This is a genomic window from Streptomyces sp. NBRC 110028, assembly GCF_001417735.1.
Lineage (GTDB): Bacteria > Actinomycetota > Actinomycetes > Streptomycetales > Streptomycetaceae > Streptomyces.
Window position 1 is genome coordinate 26,352 of sequence record NZ_BBUZ01000027.1, and the last position, 18,534, is coordinate 44,885.

Sequence of the window (18,534 nt, forward strand, 5' to 3'; positions counted from 1 at the left end):
GTTGAGCGTCACGCGCCCGGACGGTGGGCGAACACCCACCGGTTGGCGGCCAGGGCGTCGTACGGCTCGGGGCGCGGGCCGCGTCCGTAGCGGCGGGTGAAGTCGAACGGGGTACGGACCGTCGTGGACCAGCCCCGCGCGGTCAGGTCCGCGGCGGAGTCGGGCCGCGGCTCGCCGTCGAACAGGGTGAGCAGGTCGACGCCGATCCGGTGCCGTGCCGCGGAGTAGACCGGGCTGTCGCGGATCGCCGCCGACTCCGTGCCGAGCTTCACCTCGTACGCGAGGGCGCTGCCCGCCGCGCTCAGCCCGTCCACCGTGTCGATGAGTCCCTGCTCGGCGGTGCGGGGCAGATAGAGCAGGAGCCCCTCCGCCAGCCAGGCGGTCGGCTGGGCCGGATCGAAGCCCCCGGCGGTGAGCGCCCCGGCCCAGTCGAGCCGCAGATCGGCCGTGATCGTGACCCGCTCCGCCCGGTGCGCGGCGCCCAGCCCGTCGAGGACGCCGCGCTTGAACGCGAGGACCGGACCCTGGTCGATCTCGAAGACCGTGCGGCCGGGCGGCCAGTCGAGCCGGTACGCCCGGGTATCGAGACCCGCCCCGAGCAGGACCACCTGGCGGGTGCCCGCGCGCGCCCGGGCCAGGAGGAAGTCGTCGAGGGCGCGGGTCCGCAGGCCGAAGTAGCGCCCCAGCCGCCCCCAGAGGGGATCGGCGTCCCCGCCGGGCACCTGCTCGGGCCGCACCGGCCAGTGTGCGGCCGCCCGCCCCGCGGCGCGTACGAAGTGCTCCGCGTACGGGTCCCGCGCGAGCGCGTCGGGGCGGTGGGCCTCGATCGCCCGCGCCGCGGCCACCATGAGAGCGGTCCGCCCGACGCCCCCTGCCACTCCTTCCCCGGTGTTCTCCCGGGCCGCCTCGGCCATCTCTCCTCCTCCCCGGGGCGTTGCGGCCACGTGGCCGCCGTGACCGGTGGTCAGGCCGCCGTGCCCGCGACCAGATGGTCGCCGGGGATGCCGGCCTTGCCCGGGGCGTAGTAGTCCTTGATCCCCTCGACCCAGGTCGCCGCCCGGATCCGGTCCGCGCCGGAGGGACCGAAGGCGTCGAAGAGGGCGTCGATGTTCGCGCGCTCGAAGCCGATCGCCGTCATCAGCGCCACGAACCTGGGGCGTTCGACCGTCCCGTCGCCGTCCTGGTCCCCGAGCGCGGCCAGCGCCTGGGCGAACGCGTCGATCGTCGCGTCGAATCGCTCGGGCGAGAGCACGCAGCCGCTGTACTCCTCGAAGGTGATCTCACCGTCTCCGTCGGCGTCCGCTTCCCCGCGCAGGGTCGTCCAGTACTGACGGAAGGCCGCGCGCATGGCGTCCTTGGCCGCCTCGTCCGCGTCGGGCGCCGCCTCGACGACGCGGCCCGCCATGAGTTCGAAGTCCTCGGCTTCCAGGACGCCGTTTCCATCGGCGTCGAGCAGGGAGAAGACGAGCGCGACCCGCTGGGTGGCCTCTGTGCGCATCAACCGTGTCCCTTCCGGTCCATGGCCGGCAAGCTTCGTGTCCGGCCGCCGGCTCACTATCCGGTCGCCGCCCCGCGCATGCGGCAGCAACCGAGCGCCGTTCACTCGAAGGAATGGAATTGTGCGGATAGAGCATCCGTCAGGTCGTGGTTGTGCAGGCCCGATAGCCACGGGATCTCACCGGAATCTTCATGCCTTGTTTGCATCGGCCTGATCGGGCAATTCGTACACCATGGCTAACGCAGGAGCGAACAACGAATCGACCGACCGCGCCACCAAGGCCACGAAGGCGGCAGCCGGCAAGGCCAAGGAGACCTCCGCGAAGGCGGCGGAGAAGACGGCGTCGAAGGCGGAGTCCGCAGGCCAGGCGACCGCCAATGCCGCCAAGTCCGCGGGCGCCGGCGCGGCGCGCACCGCGGCCGGCGTGGGCAGTGCCGTCGGCAGCGCCGTGACGTCGGCGGGGGCCACGGCGGGCAAGGCGGCCGAGTCCGCCGGTACCGCCATGACGGCGACGCTGAAGGGGGTGACCTCGGCGGCCGGGCAGATGACCTCTGCCGCGGCGACCGCCTGGACCGTGCTGAAGAATCGCAAGCTCATCGCGGCCGGTGCCGCGGCCGGTGTCACCGCCCTCACCGCGGCCTCCTACGCCGTGGGCCGCCATGCGGAGCGCAGCGGCCATGGTCCCGTCACGCGGATGACGGGCGGCCGTATCTGACCGGCCCGCCCGCCCGAACCGCCCTGACCACTCGAACCACCCGAACCGCCCGACCTGTCCACCGCCCGCCGAAGACCGCCTGATGCGGTCTTCGGCGGGCGGCTTCGTGCGTGCCCGCCCCGCGCCGCGTTTGCGGACGGGACGGGTGTGCCGGTGGTGTTCCCGGGGGCGTGAGCCGCCTCGGTCCGCCATGTCCCGGCTGGTTCCGCCGCGTTGTGGCGCGCTCGACGATGCGAAGTGATGATCCTGTTCATTGCCATCTCTTTGCGATGCCTTTGCTGGCCTGTTAGTCTTCCGGTGAACCGGACAAGATCGGACCACCGCCGAGCGGCCCCGTGCCCGCACACACCGACGACTGACGCACATCGCCCTGCGAAGCCACTTCTACGTTGAGGTCGTCCACATGGCGGCCGGGCGGGAACCTCATGGCCCTGGACGAAACCGGCACCGAACTCCCCCTTTCCGAGGCGCAGTCGGGCGTGTGGCTGGCCGAGCGGTCCCGGCCCGACCTGACCTCGCCCTACCTCTGGGGCGAGTACACCGACATCACCGGCCCGCTCGACACCGACGTCCTCGTGGCCGCCGTGCGGCAGGCCGTGCGCGAGACCGAGGCCCTCCACGTCCGCTTCACCGAGGCGCCGGACGGGCGGCCCATCCAGCGCGTGGCGCGCCCGCGCTCCGTCCCCTTTCCGGTGCGTGACCTGCGGCACGAGCCCGACCCGTGCGCGACGGCCCTCGACTGGATGCGCGAGGCGCTGTCCCGGCCCGTCGACCTGGCCGAGGGGGAGCTGTTCGACGGCGCGGTCCTGCGCGTCGGCGACCACCGGCATCTGCTGTTCACTCGGGTGCACCACATCGTCCTCGACGGCTTCGGCATGACGCTCTTCTCGCGCCGCGTCGCCGACCTCTACGGCAGCCTGCTCGACGGCGGCCCGATACCAGGGACCGGCTGGAGTCCGCTCCGGGCCGTCCTCGACGAGGACCGCGCCTACCGCGCCTCACCGCACTGGAAGGCCGACCGGCGGTGGTGGCTCGACCATATGGAAGGCCATCCGGGGTTCCTCAGCCTGGCCCCGCGCCCCGCCCCGGTACCGGCCGCCTCGCTGCGGCTGACCAGCACCCTGACCGAAGCGGAGTTCGCCCGACTGCGCTCGGCCGCCCGGGACATGGGGCAGCGCTGGTCGCGGCTCGTCATCGCGGCGACCGCCGTCTTCGTCCACGCGATGACCGGCAGCCGGGACATCGTCCTCAGCCTGCCGGTCACCGGGCGGGTCAGCGAGCGGAGCCGACAGGTGCCCGGCATGGCGGCCAACGTGCTGCCGCTGCGCCTGTCCGTCGACCCCGCCGCCCCCTTCACGGAGCTGGCGGCCCGGGCCGACGAGGCGATCGCCCGCGTCCAGCGGCACCAGCGCTACCGGGGCGAGCAACTGCGCCGCGACCTGGGCTACCCCCAGGACGGGCGGCGCTTCTTCGGGCCCGTCCTCAACATCCAGCGCTTCGCCTACGGGCTGCGCTTCGGGCCGGCCACCGCCACCGTGCACAACGTCCAGGCGCCGCCCTCGGAGGACCTGTCCCTCGTGGCGTACGACCGTGGCGACGGCCCGCTCACCATCGACGCCGACGCCAACCCGGCCAACCACTCCCCGGAGCTGCTGCGCGACGCCGCCGACCGCTTCCTGCGCGTGCTGCGCCAGGCCGCTGCCCGCCCGGGCCGGACCCCGGTGGCGCGTTACGCCGTCACCTCGGCCGCCGAGCGCGACCGGATCGGGGCGGCGGGCAGCGGGCGGCCACAGCGGCACACCGGACCGTCGCGCACGGCGCTCGCGCGGTTCCAGGACCATGCCGCCGCCACCCCCGAGGCGTTCGCCGTGCGCTCGGCCGCCACCGGCGAGCGGCTCACCTACCGTCAGCTCGACGCCCGCGCCACCGCCCTCGCGGCCCGGCTGACCGCGGCCGGCGTCACCGCCGAGACGCCGGTGGGCCTCCTCCTCGAGCGCTCGCCCGACCTCGTCGTCGCCGTACTGGGCGTGGTCAAGGCGGGCGCCGCGTATCTGCCGCTGCACCGCGCGGACGGCCCCGGCCGCCTGGCCGCGATCGCCGCCGGAGCCGGGGCGCGGTTCCTGATCACCGACACCACGACCCGGGACGACGGCATCGCCGCGTGGTTCCGCGACCGGGGGCACCACACCCTCGTCGTCGGCGACGAGCCGTCCACCCCGCCGTATCAGCCGCCGACCGTCCACCCGGACCACCTCGCGTGCGTGATGTACACCTCGGGCTCGACCGGCGCCCCGAAGGGCGTCGCGATCACCCATGGCAACCTCGTACGGCTCGCCTCCGACCGCTGGTGGAGCGAAGGCGGCGCGGAGCGGGTGCTGCTGCACTCCCCGCACGCCTTCGACGCGCTCACCCTGGAACTGTGGGTGCCGCTGCTCACCGGCGGAGAGATCGTCATCGCCCCACCGGGCCGTATGGACCTCGGCGTGCTGCGCGAGGTCATCGCCGCGCACCGCGTCACCGGACTGTGGCTGACGGCGGGCCTGTTCGCGGCCGCCGCCGAAGAAGATCCCGGCTGCCTGGCCGGTGTCCGCCAGGTGTGGACCGGCGGCGACGTGGTCGCGCCCGAGGCCGTGCGGCGCGTCCGCGCCGCACACCGGGCCCCCGCCGTCGTCAACGGCTACGGACCCACCGAGACCACCGTCTTCGCCACCCGGCACCCGGTGGACCGCCTCCCCGACCACACCGCGTCGGTGCCCATCGGCGGCCCGCTCGACGGCACTGGGGTGCACCTCCTCGACGACGCGCTGCGCCCCGTCCCGCCCGGCGTCACCGGCGAGGTCTACCTCTCCGGCACCGGGCTCGCCCGGGGCTATCTCGGCGCGCCGGGCCGTACGGCGGAGCGCTTCGTGGCCTGCCCGTTCGGCCCGCCCGGCGCCCGGATGTACCGCACCGGAGACCTCGCCCGCTGGAACCAGGACCGGACCCTCGACTTCGCGGGCCGCGCCGACAGCCAGGTCAAACTGCGCGGCTACCGCGTCGAACCCGGCGAGATCGACGCCGCGTTGTGCCGCCACCCCGACGTGACCCGGGCCGCCACCGTGCTCCGCGAGGACCGGCCCGGCGAGCGCGGGCTCGTGTCGTACGTCGTCACCCATGACGTCGGCGTGGAGGAGCTGAAGCGCCACGCCGCCGAGCACCTTCCGGCGTTCATGGTGCCCTCGGCGATCGTCCCCGTCGAACGGCTCCCCCTCACCCGCAACGGCAAGCTCGACCGCGCCGCGCTGCCCCCGCTGCCCACCCCGCGACGCGACGGCGCGCACGGCGAGGATGCGGACCGGCGGCCCCGCACACCCGCCGAGGAAGCGCTCACCGCGCTGTTCCGCGAGGTGCTGGGCGAGCAGGACATCCCGCCGGAGACCGGCTTCTTCACCCTGGGTGGCGACAGCATCCTGGCGATCCACCTGGTCAGCCGGGCCAGGCGGGCAGGGCTCCCACTCACCTCCCAGGACGTCTTCCGCCACCCCACGGTCACCGCCCTGGCCGCGACCCTCGCCGACCGGTCCGGCCCACCCAGCGGCACCGACGCCGATGCGGACCCGACGGTGGAGCCGACTCCGGTGATGCACTGGCTGCGCGAACGCGGCGGCCCCGTCGCCGGGTTCGCGCAGTCCATGACCTTGCGCACGCCCGCCGGACTGGACACGCCGAGGCTGCGCCACCTCCTCGACGCGCTCCTCGACCGCCACGCCATGCTGCGCCTCCGGCTGTCCACCCGCGACTCCGGCTGGGAGCTGCGCACCGACCCCCACGGGCGGCCCGGCTTGGTCCGGCACGACGCGGGCCGGCTGGACGGGGACGCGCTGCGCGCCGCCGTACGGGAGCGCGCCGCGCGGGCCCGGGAGCGGCTGGACCCCACGGTGGGGCGCGTGGTGCACGCGGAGTGGTTCGACGCCGGAGCGGACCGGCCCGGCACCCTCGTCCTCGCCGTGCACCACCTCGCCGTCGACGGCGTGTCATGGCGCGTGCTCCTCGACGACCTGCGGGAGGCCTGGCCCGCGGTACGGGACGGCCGGGCCCCCGCGGCGCCACCGGACGGTACGTCCTTCGCGGCGTGGAGCCGCGCGCTCGCGGCCCACGCACGGGACGCCCCGGTGCTGGCCGAATTCCCCTACTGGACCCGGATCGCCGACGCGGCGGGCCGCTTCGCGGCGGATCTGCGGCTGGATCCGGCGCGGGACACCGAGGCCACGCGACGGCGGCACACCCGCACCCTCCCGGCCGCCGTCACCGAGGCCCTGACCGAGCGGGCCCCCGCCGCCTTCGGCGCCTCGCGGGGCGACCTGCTGCTCACCGCGTTCGTCCGGGCCGTCGCGGAGTGGCGGGGGAGCGGTGAGTCGGCCGTCGGGCTGGAGGTGGAGGGCCACGGCCGGGAGGAGTTCGCCGACAACCTCGAACTGTCCCGTACGGTCGGCTGGTTCACCACCCTCCACCCGGCCCTGCTCGACGCCGGTGGCGAGGACACGCCCTGGGACCGCGCCGTGGCCCGGATCCGTACGGCCCTGCGCGCGGTACCGGCCCACGGCCTCGGCCACGGCCTGCTGCGCCACCTCAACCCGGACACCGCCGCCCGGCTGGCCGCCCCCGCCCCACCACGGATCGCCTTCAACTACCTCGGCCGCTTCGACGCGGACGGCGAACGGGACTGGAGCCCGCAGGACAGCGTCCTCGCCTCCAGTGCCCCGCGCGACCTGCCGCTGGCGCACGCCATCGAACTCGACGCGGTGATAGCCGACCACCCCGAAGGCCCCCGCCTGACCGCCATGTGGTCCTGGGCCGGAAAGCTGCTGGACGACACCCGTCTGACCGCCCTGGCCGACCGCTGGTTCACCCACCTCGCCGCGCTCGCCGCCCGAGCGGCCGACCGCTCGGGCGCGGTGTTGCCGCTGCCACCGCTCGCCCAGGGGCTGTTGTTCCACTCGCGGTACGAGCACGGCGAGAGCGGCGGCGCCGACCCGTATCTGGTCCAGTTCGTCTTCGAGCTGACCGGCGCGCTCGACGTCACCGCCCTGCGGGAGGCCGTGCACGCGCTGCTGCGCAGGCATCCGAATCTGGCCGCCGGGTTCCGGCCGGACGCCGACGGACGGCCCGTGCAGGTGTGGCCGGAGCGGATCGACGTCGCGTGGCGGGAGGAACGGGCGGCGTCGGCCCGGGAAGAGGCGGACTTCCTCGACCGGGACCGGCGGCTGCGGTTCGACCTGGCCCGGCCCCCGGCGCTGCGCGCGGCCCTGCTGCGCACCGCCACACCCCGGCGGCACGTGCTCGTGCTGACGGCACACCACATCCTGCTGGACGGCTGGTCCTGGCCCATCGCCGTACGGGAGCTGTTCACCCTCTACGCGGGCGGGACGCCGCCCGCCGTCACCCCGTACCGCGCCTTCCTCGACTGGCTCGGCGACCGCGACGCCGAGGCCGACGAGGCCGCGTGGCGAACCGTGCTGTCCGGCCTGGACGGCCCCACACTGATCGCCGGGGACCGGAGCCGGACCGCCGACCGGGACACCACCGGCACCACCGACACCACCGGCCACGCCCGCCTCCACGCCGCGCTGGACGCCGACGCGACGGGCGCGCTGCGGCGGGCGGCCCGCGCGCACGGGCTGACCGTCAGCACGCTCGTGCGGCTGGGCTGGGCGATGCTGCTGGGTGCCCACACCGGCCGCGACGACGTGGTGTTCGGGACCACCGTCTCGGGCCGCCCGCCCGAGCTGCCCGGTGTGGAGAACATCGTCGGCCTGCTGATCAACACCATCCCGGTCCGGGTCCGCCTCGACCCCTCCCGCACTGTCGAGGAGACGCTGCGCGCGCTGCGCGACCAGCAGCTCGCCGTCGTCGAGCACCAGCACGCCGACCTCACCCGGCTGCAGCGCCTCGCGGGGCACGGGGAACTGTTCGACACCCTGGTCGTGTTCGAGAACTACCCCCTCGACGCCGACGCCCTGCGGGATGTCGCGCCCGGTATCGAGATCACCGGGCTGCGGGTGCTGGACAGCACGCACTACCCGCTGACCCTCGCCGTCCTGCCCGGTGACCAGGAGCGGCTGCGGCTGCAGCTCGACCACCACACCACGGTGCTGGACCCGGACGACGCCCGGCGGCTCCTCGACCGGTTCGGGGCGCTGCTGCGCCGTATCGCCGCCGCGCCCGGCGCCCGGCTCGCCGACATCGGCCTGCTCCTGCCGGACGAGCGGACGCCCCCGCTCCCGGCCGTCGAGCGGACACCGGGCCGCCCGACCCTGCCCGTGCTGTTCGAGACGCGGGCGGCGGCCCGACCCGACGCCCCCGCGCTGACCGACGGCGAACACACCCTCACCTACCGGCAGGTGAACGAGCGGGCGAACCGCCTCGCGCGGCTGCTCATGGCCCGTGGCGCGGACCCGGGCCGACTCGTCGCCCTCGCCCTGCCGCGCGGCGCCGACCTGGTGACCGCGGTCCTCGCCGTGCTCAAGTCCGGCGCGGGCTATCTGCCGCTGGACCCGGCCACCCCGCCCGAGCGCGTCCGCCAGGTGCTCGACGAGGCGGACCCGCCCCTGGCCGTCGCCACGGCCGGCACCGCGGCCCTGCTGCCGCCCGGCCGGGACCGGTTGCTGCTGGACGATCCGGAAGTGGCCGCCGCCCTGGCCACGGGCCCGGCCGGTGACCCCGGCCGGTGCACCGACCCGCGCACCACCGCGTACGTGATCCACACCTCCGGTTCGACCGGCACCCCCAAGGGCGTCGTCGTCACGCACGACAACGTCGTACGGCTGCTGGACACCACCGATGAGCGGTTCGGCTTCGGGCCGGGCGATGTGCACGCCCTGTTCCACTCGTACGCCTTCGACGTGTCCGTATGGGAGCTGTGGGCGGCCCTCGGCCGTGGCGGGCGGCTCGTCATCGTGCCGCATACGGTCAGCCGGTCGCCGCGCGACCTGTGGCGGCTGCTGGTCCGCGAGCGGGTCACCGCCCTGTGCCAGACGCCGTCGGCGTTCTACCAACTCGCCGAGGCGGCGGCCGGCATGGAACGGGAGACCCGCGCACCGCTGGGGCACGCGCTGCGCGTCGTGGTCTTCGCCGGAGAGGCCCTGGACCCGCGCCGCGTCCGCGCCTGGTATCCCGAGGGCCCCGGCGCGCCCGGCAGCCCGCGGCTGGTGAACATGTACGGCATCACCGAGACCACCGTGCACTCCACGTACGCCGAGCTGACCGACCCGGCCGACACCCGCAGCGCCATCGGGGCACCACTCGCCGACCTGCGGCTTCATCTGCTCGACCACGCGCTGCGGCCCGTACCGCCCGGCTGCCCCGGCGAGATCCACCTCTCCGGCCCCGGCGTGGCGCGCGGCTACCTCGGCCGCCCGGCGCTGACCGCGACCCGCTTCGTGGCCGACCCCTTCGGCCCGCCCGGCGCCCGGATGTACCGTTCGGGAGATCTGGCGCGGCGGTGGCCGGACGGCACGCTGGAGTACCTGGGCCGCACCGACCACCAGGTGAAGATCCGCGGTTTCCGGATCGAACCGGGCGAGATCGAGGCCGTCCTGGAGCGCCACCCCGATGTCGCCCGGGCCGCCGTCCTCGCCCTGCCCGCCGAGAACAGTGGCGCCCGGCTCGTGGCGTACGCCGTGCCGGCGGCGGAGGACACCCCGCTCGACCCCGCCGCGCTGCGCCACCACGTGGCCGCCCACCTGCCCGGTCACATGGTGCCCGGCTTCGTGGTGCCGATCGCCCGGCTGCCGCTGACCCGCAACGGCAAACTCGACCGGCACGCCCTGCCCGCCCCCACCGAGGGCCTGCGGGCCGGGGCCGGGCGGGCGCCCGCCACCGACGTGGAGCGGTTCCTGTGCCGCGCCTTCGCCGACACGCTCGGCGTGCCCGAAGTCGGCGTGGACGACGGCTTCTTCGACCTCGGCGGCCACTCGCTGCTGGCCACCCAGCTCATCAACAAGATCCGCGCGGGTCTCGGCGCCGACCTCGGCATCCGCACGCTGTTCGACGCGCCCACCGTCGCCGCGCTCGCCCCGCGCGTCGCCCCCTCGCCCGGGGCGGCCCGGCCGCCGCTGCGCCCCGGCCCGCGCCCGGACCGCGTGCCGCTGTCGTACGCCCAGGCCCGCCTGTGGTTCCTCCACCAGTTCGAGGACGCGGGCCCGACGTACCACATGCCCTTCGCCGTGGCGCTCGACGGACCGCTGGACACCGGGGCGCTGCGCGCCGCCCTCCTGGACGTGATGACGCGGCACGAGAGCCTGCGCACCGTCGTGGACGTCCACGACGGCGAACCCCGGCAGCGCCCGACGACCCCCGCCGCGCCGCCCTTGGAGACGGCGGAGCTGGACGAGGCAGCCGAGGCGGACCTGGCCGGGCGGCTCGCCGCCGACGCCGCCCGCCCCTTCGACCTGACCGCCGGACCGCCCCTGCGGGCCACGCTGTACGGGCTGGGGCCCCACCGCCACGTCCTGATGCTGCTGCTCCACCACATCGCGGCCGACGGCTGGTCGCTGGCCCCGCTCACCCGCGACCTCTCGGCCGCCTACCGGGCCAGGGCCGCGGGGCACGCCCCGCGGTGGGAGCCGCTGCCCGCGCAGTACGCGGACTTCACCCTCTGGCAGCGGGACCTGCCCACCGACGACGACGTCGCGTACTGGACGCGCGCCCTGAGCGGCATCCCGCAGGTGCTGCCCCTGCCCGCCGACCATCCGCGCCCGCCCGCCCTCTCGCACCGCGGCGGCACCGTCCCGGTGTCCTTGGACGCCGCGCTGCACCGGGGGCTCGCCGACCTCGCCCACGCGCACGGCGCGAGCGTGTTCATGGTGCTGCACGCCGCGATCGCCGCCCTGCTGTCCGGGCTCGGCGCGGGCGAGGACATCCCGGTCGGCACGCCGGTCGCGGGCCGCCACGACGCGGCGCTGCACGACACCGTCGGCTGCTTCGTCAACACGCTGGTGCTGCGCACCGACCTGTCCGGCACGCCGGCCTTCACCGAGCTGCTGCGCCGGGTGCGCACGGCCGACCTGGACGCCTTCGACCACCAGGAGCTGCCGTTCGAGCGGCTGGTGGAGATCCTCAACCCGCCGCGGTCCACCGCCCACCACCCCCTCTTCCAGGTGATGCTGGCCTTCCAGGACACGCCTCCCGCCGGCCTCGACCTGCCCGGGATCACCGCGCGGCCGGTGCCGGTGCACGGCGACCGGGCCCGGCTGGACCTGCTGTGGAGCCTGCGGCAGGAGTACGACGCGACGGGCGCGCCCGCGGGCGTGGCCGGGGTGCTGGAGTTCAACGCCGACCTGTTCACCCCGAGCACGGCGGACGCGCTGAACGAGCGGCTGGCCCGGCTGCTGCGCGCCGCCGTGGCCGACCCCGGACGGGCCGTCGCGGACCTGCCGCTGCTCACGGAGGACGAGGAGCGGCGGACCGTCACCACCTGGAACGACACCGTGGAGGACGTATCAGGGGCGGGCGTGGCCGAGCTGTTCGCCGCCCGGGCCCGCCGTACCCCGCACGCGCCCGCCGTGATCGGGGCCACGGAGACGCTGGACTTCCGGCAGCTCGCCGAACGGGTCGCGGACCTGGCCCGGACGCTACGGGCGCGCGGCGCGGGCCCGGGCCGGCTGGTCGCCGTCGGCCTGCCGCGCGACACGGCCCTGATCACGGCGTGTCTGGCCGTGCTGTCCACCGGGGCCGCGTATCTGCCGTTCGACCCCGGGCTGCCGCCCGACCGGATCGCCGCCCTGCTCGCCGACGCCCGCCCCGCCCTCGTCCTGCGCGCCCCGGGCACCGGCGGCACCGGCGGTGAGCCGTGGACGCTCACCGCCGGACCGGCCGCCACCCCACCCGGTCCGGCCCTGCTGCCCGACGACGCCGCGTACGCGATCCACACCTCCGGCTCCACCGGCCACCCGAAGGCCGTCGTCGTCCCGCACGCCGCGCTGGCGAACCTGCTGGCGGCCATGCGCCACCGCCTCGGTGTCCACGAAGGCGACCGCGTCCTGGCCGCCGCGCCCGCCAACTTCGACATGTCGGTGCCCGAGCTGTTCCTCGGCCCCGTCACCGGCGCCGCCACGGTGGTCGCCGACGCCGCCACGCTCCGCGACCCGGACGCCCTGCTCGCCCTCCTGGCCCGGCACCGCGTCACCGTCATGCAGGCCACCCCCTCGCGCTGGCGGATCCTGGCCGACCGGCGGCCGGGTGTGCTGCGCGGCATGCGCGCGGTGATCGGCGGCGAGGCCGTCCCCGGCCCGCTCGCCGAAACCCTCACCGGCCTCGGCTGCCGCCTGTTCGCCTGTTACGGGCCCACCGAGACCACCGTCTGGTCCGCCTGCCACCTCGTCGACGGCCCACAGGAGCCCGGCGTGCCGCTGGGCCGGCCCGTCGCCAACACGCGCGCGTACGTCCTGGGCCCCCGGCTGCGGCCCGTGCCGCCCGGCGCCATCGGCGATCTGTATCTGGCGGGCGCGGGCGTCGCCCACGGCTATCTGCACCGCCCGTCGCTCACCGCGCGGCGCTTCGTCCCCGACCCCTTCGGCCCGCCCGGCGCCCTCATGTACCGCACCGGCGACCTGGCCTCGTGGCGGGCCGATGGCACGCTGCGCTTCCACGGCCGCGACGACGACCAGATCAAACTGCGCGGCCACCGCGTCGAACTCGGCGAGGTCGAAGCGGCGCTGGCCACGCATCCCCGGGTGCGGGCCGCCGCCGCGGCGGTGTGGGACACGGGCCCGGACGACCGTCGGCTGGTGGGGTACGTCGTAGGCCACCTGTCCCGGGCCGACCTCGACTCCGTACGGGACCACCTGGCCGCGCGGCTGCCCGGCTATATGCTCCCGGCCCGCCTCCACCCGCTCGACCGCCTCCCGCTGACCCGCAACGGCAAGGTGGACCGGCGTGCGCTGCCCGAGCCGGACTGGGGGAGCGGCACCGGGGGCCGGGCGCCGGGCACGCTGCGGGAGGAGACGCTGTGCCGGTTGTTCGCCGAGGTGCTGGGCGTGTCCCGGGTCGGTGCCACGGACAGCTTCTTCGCCCTGGGCGGCCACTCGCTGAGCGCCACCCGGCTCGCCACCCGCATCCGTGACGTACTGGGTCTGCGGCCCACCGTCCGCGACCTGTTCGAGGCGGCCACCCCGGCCACGCTCGCCGCGCGTCTCGACGACGGCACCCCCACCGCCCGGGGCCACCTCATCGCGTACCGTGCCACCGGCGAGGCGGCGCCGGTGTTCTGTGTGCACCCCCTGAGCGGCATCGGCTGGCTGTACGCCGGGCTGCTGCACCACCTCGACGGCGCCCATCCGCTCTACGCGTTCCGGGGCGAGGGCCCCGGTGGTGTCCGCGAACTGCCCTCCAGCATCGAGGAGATGGCCGCGCGGTACGTGGACGAGCTGCGGTCGGTACGCCCGCACGGCCCGTACCACCTGATCGGCTGGTCCTTCGGCGGGCTCGTCGCCCACGCCATGGCCGTGCGGCTGCGGGAGCTGGGCGTCGCACCGGGGCTGGTGTGCGTCGTCGACACCCTGCCACCCGGCGACGACGGGATCGACGGCGACGGAGCCGGTGAACACATCGACGAGGAACGGATCCACCGCATCCTGGTGACCGCCGCGGGACACGACGAGCGGCGCTTCCCGCCCGGCGGGCTGGACTTCGCCACCGTCACCGCCCTGCTCCGCACCGAGGGCAGCGCGCTGTCGACCCTCACCGAAGACGACATCGGCCGCATCGTCGCGGTGGCGAAGAACAACGCCCGCCTCCTGCGCGGCTACCGGCCCCCCGTCCTGGACGGCGACGCCGTCCACGTGGCCGGAGCCGGAAACCGCACGGCACTGGAGAAGGCGTGGCGCCCGCTGGTCACCGGCGCGCTCACGCTCCACGAAGTGGCCGGCGACCACGAGCGGATCATGCAGCGCCGGCACATCGGCGACTTCGGCCGGATCCTCACCGAAGAACTGCGGCGCCACGACCGCCACGACCGGACCACCCGCACCGCCCGAGGGACGGAGAACCCATGACATCCGTGGTGCGGCGCGCCCCGCTGGACACGACGGAACTGGCGCAACGCTTCCGCGCGGAGCTGCTGGGCCTGGACACCCTTCCGGCAGGCGCCCGCGTCGTCATCCGGCTCCCGCACGGCGCACCACTGGCCGGGGCCCTGCTCACCTGCTTCGACCTGCGGCTCGTCGCCGTACCACAACATCCGCGGACCACCGACGCGGAACTGGCGGCCACCGTACGGCGCGTGGACGCCTCGGCCGTCATCGACACCCCAGCCGACCACGCGCACCCGATCGGACTGCGGATCCTCCCCGGGGCGCCCGCCGAGCCCGACCCCGGCGCGGCGGAGCTGGCGTTCATCATGTTCACCTCCGGATCCACCGGCGTCCCCAAGGGCGTGATGCTCAGCCGCCGCGCCGTCCTCGGCAACGCCGCCAAGACGGCGCGGCTGCACCGCTTCGCCCCCGACCGCCCGCACGGCACCTGTCTGCCGCTGTACCACTGCAACGCGCTCGTGATGTCGCTCATCGGCGCCCACATCACGCACACCCCGCTGATCCTGCACACCGCCTTCGACCCCGAACGCTATCTGCGCGACCTCGCGGCGGGTGGCGCCCGCACCGCCTCGATCGTCCCCGCCCTGCTCACGGAGCTGGTGGAGGCCGCACCCGGCTGGCCGGACGGCCTGGACTACCTGATCACCGCGGCCGCCCCGCTCACCGGCGACCTCGCCCGGCGCTTCCACCAGCGCTACGGGCCCCGGCTCCGCCAGGGGTACGGGCTCACCGAGGCGGTCAACTTCAGCCTCACCATGCCCCAGCTGACCGGCGAGGACTTCACGGCGCAGTACCTCGACCGCTTCCCGCCGGTCGGCCTCCCGCTGCCCGACACCGAGGTGCGGCTCGAATCCGGCGAGGTGTGGATCAGAACGCCGGACATGATGAACGGCTACTGGCGCGACCCGGCCGCCACCGCCCAGGCCTTCGCCCCCGGCGGCTGGCTGCGCACCGGCGACCTCGGAGAGCTGCGCGACGGCCTGCTCGTGCTCAGGGGCCGCGCCAAGGAGCGCATCGACCGGGGCGGCGAGAAGCATTACCCGCTGGATGTGGAGCGCACCTGGCACGACGCGGGCCTGCGCGGCCGCTTCGCCGCCGTCCCCGTGGCCGAGGCCGCCCTCGGCCATGAGACCGGCCTCGTCACCGACGGCCCTCCCGCCGGCACCCTCGACGCGGTGCGCGCCGTGTGCGAGCGGGCCGCCGTGCGCCCCGCCGCCGTCCGGTGGGGCGGCTTCCTCGCCACCGCCACCGGCAAACCGCAGCGCACCGCGATGGGCCGCACCCTGGCCGTGCGGCGGATCTCCGCCGTCCGCTACGAACGGCTGCTGCGCTACGCCGCCGTCACCGCCCGTACCCTGCTCGGCACCGGCCCCGCACCCTCGCCGGGCCTGCCCTCGGGCGATCTGCACCGCGCGCTGCGCGCGATCGCGCCGTACGCCGTGTACGAGCCGGTCCCCACCGGTGAGGAGCCCGTCTTCGCCGCCTTCGACTTCCTGCGCGACCACATGCGCGCACACGGGTTGTGGGAGCCGCTTCCGGAAGCCGAGAAGGCGCGGTGGCGCGAGCGGCTGCGGTCCCAGTGGCCCCTGACGGAATACGCCGCCCTCGCCGCCGACATCTGCGCCACCGAAGGCATCGCACCCGAGATGTCCGACGCACCGCGGTTCGGCACGTGGTGGGAGTCCGGGGACGGCGGGCTGCGGCTGCTGCCCCACGCCCCGGCCGACGCCACCGACGGCGTGCCATGGGCGCTCGACTACCTGTGGCGCTGTCTCGCGGACGACCACGGGAGCGCCCGTGCCGACCGCTGGACCTGGGCGGGGCGGTCGCGCACCGGCCACCCGGCCGCGGTGGGCTTCTCCACGCTGCGATCCGGCCGCCACGACCTGGGCGGCGTCGTATGGGAATCACAACCGAGGGAGTGACATGCAGGAGCAGGACACCAAGTCCGCGCTGAACATCGCCACATGGGCGCGGAAGTCGATACGCCCCGACCACACCGGGCTGCACGTGGAGCACGCCCCGCTGCCGGTCCCGGTGCACGGCACGTCGAACGCCAGCGGGCGCGAACTGGTGACCAACGGAGCCATCGGCGCCGACCTGATCCGGCTGCCCGCGGGCGCCGGGTTCGTCCCGCACACCCACCCCGGCCACCACATCCTGACCGTGGTGGCCGGTATCGGCACCATCACCTACGACGGCCGCATCCATGAGACCCAGGCCGGGCAGACCCTGCTGATCGAAGGCGGCATCCCGCACGCGGTCGGCGCGATCACCGACCATCTGATCCTCGCCGTCGGCTCGCCGCACAAGCGGATCGGCGCGGACGACCGGATGACCCCGGTGGCGTACGAGGAAGTGGTCGCCGACGACGGCGAGCTGACCTGCATGATCTGCCTGTGTACGGCTGGTCCGCCGCGCTTCCTGCACTCGGTGGGCTGTCCGCACTGTCCCTGCCGGGCGTGCGCGGGCATGCCCGGCGAGGATGGCTAGGCGACCGGATGCGATCACCGATGATCGGGGCCCGCTCCGGCCTCATGCGTGGCGGAGGAAGCCGTCGTGCATGAGGCCGAAGCGGGCCAGGCCCGCCTCGTCGCGCTGGACCTACCGGACTGGTCAAAGGTGCAGGCGGTTACCATATGAGCACTGCCTAGCTCGAAAGATGAACTGTGACTGCCAACGAGGACTCGTTCACCAACTGGAACACCCGCGAGGAGATCGCGGAGTCGATGATCCCGATCATCGGGAAGCTGCACCGGGAGCGGGACGTCACCGTCCTGCTTCACAGCCGCTCCCTGGTGAACAAGTCGGTGGTCAGCATTCTCAAGACCCACCGGTTCGCCCGGCAGATCGCCGGCGACGAACTGTCGGTCACCGAGACACTGCCGTTCCTGCAGGCCCTCACCACGCTCGATCTCGGCCCGTCCCAGATCGACATCGGCATGCTCGCCGCCACGTACAGGACCGACGACCGCGGTCTGTCGGTGGAGGAGTTCACGGCCGAGGCCGTGGCCGGCGCCACCGGTGCCAACAAGATCGAGCGCCGCGAGGGGCGTGACGTCGTCCTCTACGGGTTCGGCCGCATCGGTCGGCTCGTGGCCCGTCTGCTCATCGAGAAGGCCGGGTCCGGCAACGGCCTGCGGCTGCGCGCCATCGTCGTCCGCGGAGGCGGCAGCCGGGCCGCCGACGATCTGGTCAAGCGCGCCTCGCTGCTGCGCCGTGACTCCATCCACGGCCAGTTCCAGGGCACGATCACCGTCGACGAGGCGAACAGCAAGATCGTCGCCAATGGCAACGAGATCAAGGTGATCTACGCCGACGATCCGACATCGGTGGACTACACGGCGTACGGCATCAAGGACGCCATCCTCATCGACAACACCGGCAAGTGGCGCGACCGCGAGGGCCTGTCCAAGCACCTGCGCCCCGGTGTTTCCAAGGTCGTCCTCACCGCGCCGGGCAAGGGTGACGTGCCCAACATCGTCCATGGCGTCAACCACGACACGATCAAGCCGGACGAGCAGATCCTGTCCTGCGCGTCCTGCACCACCAACGCCATCGTCCCGCCGCTGAAGGCGATGGAGGACGAGTACGGCGTCCTGCGCGGCCACGTGGAAACCGTCCACTCGTTCACCAACGACCAGAACCTGCTGGACAACCACCACAACTCCGACCGCCGTGGCCGCTCGGCGCCGCTCAACATGGTCATCACCGAGACCGGTGCCGCGTCCGCCGTCGCCAAGGCGCTGCCCGACCTGAAGGCGAAGATCACCGGCAGCTCGATCCGGGTCCCGGTGCCGAACGTCTCGATCGCGATCCTCAACCTCCAGCTCGCGCGCGAGACCACCCGCGAGGAGGTCCTCGACCACCTGCGCGATGTGTCGCTGACCTCGCCGCTCAAGCGCCAGATCGACTTCATCAGCGCCCCCGACGCGGTGTCGAGCGACTTCATCGGCTCACGCCACGCCTCGATCGTCGACGCCGGTGCCACCAAGGTCGACGGCGACAACGCGATCCTCTACCTCTGGTACGACAACGAGTTCGGCTACTCCTGCCAGGTCATCCGCGTCGTCCAGCATGTGTCCGGGGTGGAGTACCCGACCTACCCCGCCCCGGTGGTCTGACCGGCGAGCCGTCCGCGGTCCCGGGGTGTGGCTCACCAGGTCCACCTCCTTTGGACACGGACAACACGGCCGCGGCCGTGTTGTCCGCCGGGCCCCGTGAGAGCACGGGGCCCGGCGCACGTCCGC

General features: G+C 74.5%; 7 protein-coding genes. 5 read left to right on the forward strand and 2 right to left on the reverse strand.

The window, feature by feature from the left end; translation table 11 throughout:
* Positions 1-8 precede the first annotated feature (8 nt).
* Both ASC60_RS17420 and ASC60_RS17425 read right to left on the reverse strand, forming a co-directional pair.
* A complete protein-coding gene (locus ASC60_RS17420) occupies positions 9-914 on the reverse strand; it encodes a class I SAM-dependent methyltransferase (protein ID WP_055551903.1) in 906 nt (301 codons plus the stop codon).
* A 50-nt stretch (positions 915-964) separates the two neighbouring features.
* The gene (locus ASC60_RS17425) at positions 965-1,498 is read right to left on the reverse strand and encodes an EF-hand domain-containing protein (protein WP_055551905.1); all 534 of its coding nucleotides are present in this window, start codon (positions 1,496-1,498) and stop codon (positions 965-967) included.
* A 232-nt stretch (positions 1,499-1,730) separates the two neighbouring features.
* Here ASC60_RS17425 and ASC60_RS17430 point away from each other — a divergent pair, with 232 nt between their 5' ends.
* The 5 genes from ASC60_RS17430 to ASC60_RS17450 all read left to right on the forward strand — a co-directional run bounded on the left by ASC60_RS17430 (position 1,731) and on the right by ASC60_RS17450 (position 18,408).
* Positions 1,731-2,213, forward strand: a complete 483-nt coding sequence (locus tag ASC60_RS17430) for a hypothetical protein (RefSeq protein WP_055551907.1) — start codon at positions 1,731-1,733, stop codon at positions 2,211-2,213.
* Positions 2,214-2,638: 425 nt separating this feature from the next.
* A complete protein-coding gene (locus tag ASC60_RS17435) occupies positions 2,639-14,245 on the forward strand; it encodes an amino acid adenylation domain-containing protein (protein ID WP_055551908.1) in 11,607 nt (3,868 codons plus the stop codon).
* Positions 14,242-16,209, forward strand: coding sequence for a class I adenylate-forming enzyme family protein (locus tag ASC60_RS17440; protein ID WP_055551910.1), 1,968 nt, complete (start codon positions 14,242-14,244; stop codon positions 16,207-16,209). The genes ASC60_RS17435 and ASC60_RS17440 overlap by 4 nt, the downstream gene beginning before the upstream one ends.
* 1 nt (position 16,210) lies before the next feature.
* Positions 16,211-16,777 carry a cupin domain-containing protein gene (locus tag ASC60_RS17445; protein WP_055551912.1) on the forward strand — a complete coding sequence of 189 codons (567 nt, stop codon included), beginning with the start codon at positions 16,211-16,213 and terminating at the stop codon, positions 16,775-16,777.
* 176 nt (positions 16,778-16,953) lie between these two features.
* Positions 16,954-18,408 (forward strand): glyceraldehyde-3-phosphate dehydrogenase, encoded by a 1,455-nt coding sequence (locus ASC60_RS17450; protein WP_055551914.1) that lies wholly within the window; start codon positions 16,954-16,956, stop codon positions 18,406-18,408.
* The last annotated feature ends 126 nt before the right edge of the window (positions 18,409-18,534 follow it).